6 protein-coding genes are annotated in these 7504 nt (G+C 67.6%); 2 read left to right on the forward strand and 4 right to left on the reverse strand.

Translation table 11 applies throughout. The features are described from left to right. Positions 1–838 (forward strand): S1 family peptidase (locus ACFU99_RS25755; protein WP_384395927.1); only part of this gene is annotated, 838 nt, incomplete at its 5' end. Positions 839–959: 121 nt separating this feature from the next. On the opposite strand, the gene ACFU99_RS25760 is transcribed toward ACFU99_RS25755, so the two are convergent. The 3 genes from ACFU99_RS25760 to ACFU99_RS25770 form a co-directional block, all read right to left on the reverse strand. Next, positions 960–1394 (reverse strand): subtilase-type protease inhibitor, encoded by a 435-nt coding sequence (locus ACFU99_RS25760; RefSeq protein ID WP_384395931.1) that lies wholly within the window; start codon positions 1392–1394, stop codon positions 960–962. A gap of 468 nt (positions 1395–1862) precedes the next feature. Next, positions 1863–2819 carry a zinc-binding alcohol dehydrogenase family protein gene (locus ACFU99_RS25765; RefSeq protein ID WP_384395934.1) on the reverse strand — a complete coding sequence of 319 codons (957 nt, stop codon included), beginning with the start codon at positions 2817–2819 and terminating at the stop codon, positions 1863–1865. Positions 2820–3125: 306 nt separating this feature from the next. Continuing rightward, positions 3126–4358, reverse strand: a complete 1233-nt coding sequence (locus ACFU99_RS25770; protein ID WP_384395937.1) for an MFS transporter — start codon at positions 4356–4358, stop codon at positions 3126–3128. Between the two features lie 139 nt (positions 4359–4497). Here ACFU99_RS25770 and ACFU99_RS25775 point away from each other — a divergent pair, with 139 nt between their 5' ends. Further along, positions 4498–4941: a MarR family winged helix-turn-helix transcriptional regulator gene (locus tag ACFU99_RS25775; RefSeq protein WP_384395939.1), complete on the forward strand. Its 444-nt coding sequence runs from the start codon at positions 4498–4500 to the stop codon at positions 4939–4941. 73 nt (positions 4942–5014) lie between these two features. On the opposite strand, the gene ltrA is transcribed toward ACFU99_RS25775, so the two are convergent. After that, complete coding sequence (gene ltrA / locus ACFU99_RS25780; protein WP_384395942.1) at positions 5015–6799, reverse strand: group II intron reverse transcriptase/maturase; 1785 nt, start codon at positions 6797–6799, stop codon at positions 5015–5017. Positions 6800–7504: the final 705 nt, after the last annotated feature.

Raw genomic sequence — 7504 nt, forward strand, 5'->3', positions numbered from 1 at the left:
CCTCAGCCAGGCCGCCGCGGACAACGTCCGCAAGGCCGGGGCCGAGCCGAAGGTCGTCAAGCACTCGCTCGCCCAGCTGGACACCGCCCGCCGGACGCTGGACGCCAAGGCCGCCGTTCCCGGCACCGCCTGGGCCGTCGACCAGAAGACCAACCAGGTCGTCGTGACCGCCGACCGCACGGTCAAGGGCGCGAAGCTGGCGAAGGTGAACAAGGTCGTCTCGTCCCTCGGCGACAAGGCGGAGCTGAAGAGAAGCGCCGGCGAGTTCAAGCCGCTGATCGCGGGCGGCGACGCGATCTGGGGGAGCAGCGCGCGCTGCTCGCTCGGCTTCAACGTCACCAAGGGCGGTCAGCCGTACTTCCTGACCGCCGGTCACTGCGGAAACGCGGTGAAGAGCTGGTCCGACTCCCAGGGCGGTCAGGAGATCGCGACCACCGAGGCGTCGACCTTCCCCGGTCACGACTACTCCATCTCGAAGTACACCGGCCAGACGGACCACCCGAGTGAGGTGAACCTCTACGGCGGCACCCAGAAGATCACCAAGGCCGCCGAGGCCACCGTGGGCGAGCAGGTCAAGCGCAGCGGCTCGACCACGCAGGTCCACGACGGCACGGTCAAGGCGCTCAACGCCACCGTGAACTACCAGGAGGGCCAGGTCGACGGCCTGATCCAGACCGACGTCTGCGCCGAGCCCGGCGACAGCGGCGGCGCCCTCTTCGACGGCGAGTCGGCCCTCGGCCTCACCTCGGGCGGCAGCGGCGACTGCTCCCAGGGCGGCGAGACCTTCTTCCAGCCGGTCCCGGAGGCGCTCAAGGAGTACGGGGCCGAGATCGGCTAGTACCCGGTCCCGGTCTGCTCCACGCGGCCCCCGGACGACCCGCTGACGGGTTGTCCGGGGGCCGCACCGCGTACGCGCGTACGGAGGCGCTCAGGGACGGCGGTCTTCAGGGGCCGCGGTCTCAGAACTCGTAGACCGTGCTCAGCGCGTTCTCCTTCATGCAGGCGTTGGCGAAGGTGTGCTCGTACGAGACGCGGGCGCCTTCCCAGACGCCGTCCACGGTGACGACCACCGGGTTCCATACGTGCGGACACGCTCGGTCCGAGGCCGGTTCGGCCAGTACGTCGAACTTCCCGGCGGCCGCGGTCAGTTCGGCACAGGCGGCCTTCGCGGCCGGGTGCGTGCCGCTCGCGGTCGGGGTGCAGCTCAGCGTCACCGCGCGGCGGACCGTGGTGTTCGCGGCGTGCTCGCCCTCGCCGACCGTGAGCACGAGCGCCGAGGGCGCGTACAGGCTCTTGGGCTGTACGGGCGCGGCGCTGGCGATGGTCGAGGCCCCGGCCAGACCGGTGACGGCCAGTGCGGCGGCAAGAGCGATTCCCCCAGTGATGTACCGCATTTCGAACACTCCCTTGCTCGTAGGTGCAGATACCGGACGGGAGTCTGACCCAACCGCCCGCCGAACGCACATCGCCCGATCACTTCCGGTCGCTGGTTGAACGCGTTCCGTAATGGCGCGAACTCGCGTGACGGGGATCTCAGGGAGGGTGCGGCGCGACCGCCCGCGCCGCAGTGCCGGGCGGTCGGCCGTCAGGGGCGCTAAGCGCCGGAGCAGCCTTCTGATCATTGCCTATGTTGCGAGGTATGCCTTGATGGTTGCGACCTGACCCGTGAAGCACCTTCGGTTCCAAAGGTCCGCACCGTGCTGCGGGGTCCCAGGCGCCCCGGCCGAAAAGAGGTGCGCCGGGCGGTCGCGGGAGGGGCGGGGCGAGGCGGGCCCGCGGCATCAATGGCCGAAGTCCGCTCGGATCCGATGAGAAAAGCCGCGCGCCGCGCCCGGGAAGGAGGGGCCTTGCCCCCCCTGACGTCAGGGAACGAGGACGATGCGGGTGCCGGTCGGCGTATCGGTGGCCCAGGCGGTTTCGACGTCGCGCAGGGGCATGGCGAGGGTGTCGATGGTGAGGCCGGCGGTGGGCAGGCGGTCGGCGAGTTCCTGGTGGGCGGTGCGCATGTCGGCGGGCGAGACGGAGCCCTGGCCGCTGCCGCGGAAGTCGACGTCGGTCTTGCGCAGGGTGGCGCCGGGCAGGGTGATGCCGGTTCCGGCCATCGCGCCGACGTGGACCCAGCGCAGCCGGTGGGCCGCGTCGGCGCGGGCCGAGGTGATCGCCGCGAGCGCGACTTCGGTGGGGCGGCCCCACAGGTAGTCGACGACGACGTCGACGTTCGCGGCGGCCTCGGCCAGGCGCCGGGCGACGGCGGCGTCATCGGCGTCGAGGGAGACGGTGTGGTCGGCGCCGAGATCGGGGAGCTTGGCCAGGGCCCGCGGGTCGCGTCCGGCGGCGGTGATGGTCTTGGCGCCGAGGAGGCGGGCGAGCTGGACGGCCATCTGTCCGGCGTTGCCGGTGGCGCCGAGGATCAGCACGCTCTCGCCGGGCTGGACGCGCGCCCGGTGGGTCAGGGCGAGCCAGGCCGACATCGCGGGGTTCATGGCTCCGGCCACGGTGACGTCGTCGACGCCGTCGGGCAGCGCGACCAGGGCCTCGGCCGGTACGGCGACGTAGCCGGCCATGCTGCCGTTCGGCGCCCCCAGGCCGCCGAAGAAGACGCGGGCGCCGTCCGGTGTGCGGCCGACGCCGTCGAAGCCGGGGATCAGGGGCAGGGTGTTGTCGCTGGTGTAGTGGGTGCCGGCCGCACCGGACCGGACCCGCGGGTGCAGCCCCGCGGCCAGGACTTTCACGAGGACTTCCCCGTCGGCCGGTACGGGGTCGGGGAAGTCCTGGTAGTGGGGCGGCTGACCGAAGGCGGTGACGACTGCTGCGTGCATGGAGGTGCTCCTGAGAGTGGGGAACGGTCTCGCTCGAACCATAATACTTAGTGCCACATAATATATGCGTAGCTAAGCAAATGAAACGGGCCCGCCTCGCCCATTCGGCCACCCGCCGCCCCTCGGTGCCGGCTTCCCCGGTGCCGAATCAGCGCAGGGCGACGGCGGCCATGCGGATCGTCTGGGGCTGCTTCCGAAGATGTATGGGTTTGGGCTTATGAGGTTGTCCCCAGTTCGCGATGCGCCGCCTGACCGGCTGCAACGGACAAGGGGCAGGCGGGGCAGGCGGGGCAGTCGGCACAGGCTTCATATGGCGCCTGTAGCGCGGCGCTTCCTGGTGCTGCGGTCGGTGGTCCAGGCGAGTGCGGCGATGACGGGGAAGGCTGCCGCGGTGAGGGTGACCGTGTGCCAGTTGCCCAGGTGGTAGGCGAGGGTGCCCAGTTGGGAGCCGATGGCGCCGCCGATGAAGAAGGTGGCGATGTAGACGCTGGTGATCCGGGCGCGGGCGTCGGCGTCGAGTTGGTAGATGGTGTGCTGTCCGAAGATCAGGGAGCACTGTACGGCGCAGTCCAGGAGGACCGCGGCGGCGGCGAGGACGAGGATCTGGTGGGCGGCCAGGCCGGCCCAGATGAGGGTGGCGGCGGCGAGCAGGCAGGCCACGGGGGTGAGCCGGTGGGCGAGCCCCCGGTCGGCGAGGCGGCCCGCGAGCGGGGCGACGAGCGCTCCGGCGGCGCCGACGAGGGCGAACAGGCCGACCTGGAGCTGGGAGTAGTGGTACGGCGCGGTGGTCAGGACGTAGGAGATGGTCGTCCAGAACGCGCTGAAGGCGGCGAACATGCAGGCGTGGTAGAAGGACCGGCGGCGCAGTTGCGGGTGCACGCGGATCAGGCGGGCCATGGAACGCAGCAGCTCGGTGTAGGAAGCGGTGCTGGTGGGGGCCCGGCGGGGCAGCGCGCGGCGCAGGACGACGGCCAGCAGCGCCATCAGGGCGGCGGAGACCAGGTAGACGGTGCGCCAGCCCGAGACGTCCGCGAGCAGGCTGCCGACGGTGCGGGAGAGCAGGATTCCGGCGAGCAGTCCGCTCATGACCTTGCCCACCACGGCGCCGCGCAGGTGATCGGGGGCGAGGTCGGCGGCGTAGGGGACGAGGATCTGTGCGACGACGGAGGCGGCGCCCGCGACGAGCGCGGCGATGAGCAGGACGGTGAAGGTGGGGGCGAGGCCGCCGGCGGCCATGCCCAGGGCCGTGACGGTGAGCAGGACGGAGACCAGGCGGGAGTTCTCGACGCGGTCGCCGAGGGGGACCAGGAGCACCATGCCGGCGGCGTAGCCGAGCTGGGTCAGGGTGATCAGCAGGCCGGCGGTCGAGTCCTGGAGCTGGAAGGCCCGGCGCAGCGTCTCCAGGAGCGGCTGGGCGTAGTAGAGGTTGGCGACGGTCAGCCCGCAGGAAGTGGCCAGGAGTACGACCAGCCAGCTGGGCAGGGCTTGTTGTCGCGCGGTTGACTCCGGTGTGGCGCGGGCGGTTGCGGGTACGGGCATGGTCCATCTCCGGGTACGGGCATGGGGGAGAGCCGGAAGTCGAGTCGGCTCCACGGGCCGCCCGGCCGGCTGGTTTGGAATCAGGGTTCCATATTGAACTTCGGTTCAACATAGAACGTGAGCGGGTACCATGTCAAAGATGAAGAACTCGGGTGACCCGCTGCCTCAGGGGATCGAAATCGGTGCGCTGTCCAGGATCATTCGGCACCGCTTCGCCGACCGGATCGAGCAGGTCATCCACCCCCTGGGGCTCACCCTCGGGCAGTGGACGGTGCTGCGGGAGCTGAAGCGGACGCCAGGAGCCTCCGCCTCGGAGCTGGCGCGCGCCGCGGTCCACACACCGCAGGCCGTCAGCCGTCTCGTCCGGACTCTTCAGGAGGAGGGACTGGTGGAGCGCTCCCCGGCCCGCGGCCGGATGGTGGACAATCACCTCACGGCCAAGGGGCACAAGGTGATGGATGAGACCTTCATCCAGATCGAGGCCCAACTCGCTCCGGTACTGGAGAAGTTCGGAACGGCCAACGCCGAGGAGTTCCGCCGGCTGTCCCATCTCCTCATCGAAGCCCTGGAGGGCCGGGCCTGAGTCGGGTAGCCGGAGCCCGTCGCCGGGCCCCGGCCCCCTCAGAACCGTGCTTGCGCCTTTCAACGCACACGGCTCAAGCAGAATCCACGTGCAACGCGGGTTCCTGCATCTCGGTCCTCCTGGCATCACCGGCATGATGCTGTCGGTGACAGGAGGCATGTACGAGGCGGAGGTTGTTCTTCGCGTCCGTTCCACCGTCCCGCCGGTAGACGAAGTGATGCTTATGGAGCGTCTTCTTCATCGCCGCGAACCATTCGATCCACTCACGCGGACTGTCCGGCTCGTACTCGGCCCCGGAGATGAGCGCCTGCTTGCACAGCGGGCAGACACCCTTCTGACGCGCCGCCAGATAGATGCTTGTCTTATCCATCGGCGGTGGCGTCCGGGTGCGGCGTCTCGATGCCCAGTAGTCCTGGAGAGCCGGATCATCCGGAGATGCCGTGCCCTTGACCATGACGTGTCGGACGATCGGGACCCATGCGAACTTCTGGAGGTGGGCCCCCGTTGCCGGGATGCCGAATACCCAGTTGTCCGCTCTGGACGTGTTGAACCTCCCGAAGTGTCTCCTAATGATCCACTTCATGGACTTCCTCGCGTGGCCACGTTTGGCCCACTTGAAGGTGAGCTTCCACATGTAGTCGTCCAAGGAAGCGAAGGTCTTCTTGGACACCACGGACCGGTAGTATGCCGCCCATCCCCTAATGATGGGGTTGAGCTTCATCAACACGGCTTCGGCATTGGACCCGTACAGGGTCGTTACCTCCATCCGAAGCCGCTCCCGGACCCTCAGTACGGCTTCCTTGCTCGGCCTGATGATCGCCTTCCCGCTGGAACTTCTGCGGACATTGAATCCGAGGAAGTCGAAGCCTTCAGTGAGGGTCGTGACTCTCGTTTTTTCCTCATTGAAGCGAAGCCCGCGGGGCTCCAACCACTTCGCCAGCTTCTCCTTGATCTCGTACGCCTCTGCCTCCGAGTGCGCGAGCACCACGAAGTCATCGGCGTACCGGACGAGCACCGGCGAGGTCCGCTTGATTTCGAGCCCACGGGCTCGAAACGCGTACCTCACCCCGGCTGCCGTTTCCATCCCGTGGAGCGCGATGTTCATCAGCAACGGGCTGATGACACCCCCTTGTGGGGTACCTTCCCGCGTCGGCGACCACCGACCGTTCTCGATCACGCCGGACCTGAGCCATTGGCGGATCATGCCCCTCGCAGGGAATGCACCGATGGACTCTGTCAGTCTTTCGTGATCGATCCGGTCGAATGCTGCCGCGAGGTCGGCATCCAGAATCCATTCCCTGTTGGCATTCTTACCGCTCGCCGTGTTATGGATGGCCTGGATAGCATCCTGGCAGCTTCGTCCCGGCCTGAACCCATAGGACCTGGGTTCGAACCGGGCCTCCCACTCAGGCTCAAGGGCATTCTTCACCCTGGCCTGCATGACCCGGTCGCGGATGACCGGGATGCCGAGAGGTCGTTGCTTGCCGTTGCTCTTCGGGATGTACACGCGCTTGACCGGCCTGGCACTCCATGGAGTCGTCGTCCGCGTCAGATCGGCGACCAGTTCTCCTCGCCCCTGCGGGGCGAGGATCACCTCCTTGTCGATCCCGCCTGTCTTGCGCCCGGTGCTCTGCTGTGTCACGCGCTTCACGCTCACCAGCGTGTTGCTCCTCGACCTCAGCATGAGCTTTTGCAGGCTCCTGACCTTCTTGAGGTCGCCGTCCCGCGTTGCCTTGAAGATGCGCTGCCGCAGTCTCCGTACGTTCTCCTCTGCGGTGGCCCAGTCAATGCCGGTCCAGTCGCAGTCGCAGAGTTCGCCCTTTGGGCCGTTCAGCACGTCGAGCGCCGACTCATTCATCGTTGCCATCCGTGCCGCCTAACTTGTCCGCAGGTTCGGGGTTCCTTGCAGTTCTCTTCAAGATTCCACCTGATCCACGTCGGCTCCCTTTCGGGCCGGGCATCTGCCCGTATCCGGCGAGTTATGCAGGGAGTTGGGAGTTCCCCCCCTGTTTTCCTCTGGCCTTTCGACCTGCCGGCGTTCGCTTCTTGGATCATCCTGGTCCCGCTATGGGCTCCGGCTTTCCTTACGGTCGGCTTGCTGCCCGAAGGCAGACCACAACGGGGTTCCCACGTTCCACACATTCCAGTTGCGACTGGATTGGGTGCCTCCTTTACCCCGGATCCGGTGGTGTCCGTGCTCCGCGCCAAACTCCACAGAGCTCACCTGACGCCTTCCAGCGTCGGGACCTGTCAGCCACTACGGCTTCCCATCTTCGGCTGTTGAAAATGACGAGGCATAGTCAGAGGTTCACTTTCGTTCACCCGCCCAGCCTTCCCCTTGCCTGTTGCCCTCGGATGGAACGAAGGCTCTTGGGCGTGAGGACCCGGCTTCACACCCCGCCGTTGCCAGCGACGCATGCGAGTCTGGGGATCGACCTGGACACTGGTCGAGAGGAATCAGCCGTATCTTTCTCCTTTCCCTGGCCAGTTCCTCACTGGAGATGTGCGACCTCGTGTCGCACGCTTGTCTTTTCCTGAGCTTGCCTTTTGAGGATGGCGGATC

The organism is Streptomyces sp. NPDC057654 (assembly GCF_042800135.1).
Taxonomy (GTDB): domain Bacteria; phylum Actinomycetota; class Actinomycetes; order Streptomycetales; family Streptomycetaceae; genus Streptomyces.

Excerpts from the sequence above, each read along its gene's own strand:
- ACFU99_RS25760 (WP_384395931.1), bottom strand. The coding sequence starts at position 1,394 with ATGCGGTACATCACTGGGGGAATCGCTCTTGCCGCCGCACTGGCCGTC.
- ACFU99_RS25765 (WP_384395934.1), bottom strand. The coding sequence starts at position 2,819 with ATGCACGCAGCAGTCGTCACCGCCTTCGGTCAGCCGCCCCACTACCAG.
- ACFU99_RS25770 (WP_384395937.1), bottom strand. The coding sequence starts at position 4,358 with ATGCCCGTACCCGCAACCGCCCGCGCCACACCGGAGTCAACCGCGCGA.
- ACFU99_RS25775 (WP_384395939.1), top strand. The coding sequence starts at position 4,498 with ATGAAGAACTCGGGTGACCCGCTGCCTCAGGGGATCGAAATCGGTGCG.
- ltrA (WP_384395942.1), bottom strand. The coding sequence starts at position 6,799 with ATGAATGAGTCGGCGCTCGACGTGCTGAACGGCCCAAAGGGCGAACTC.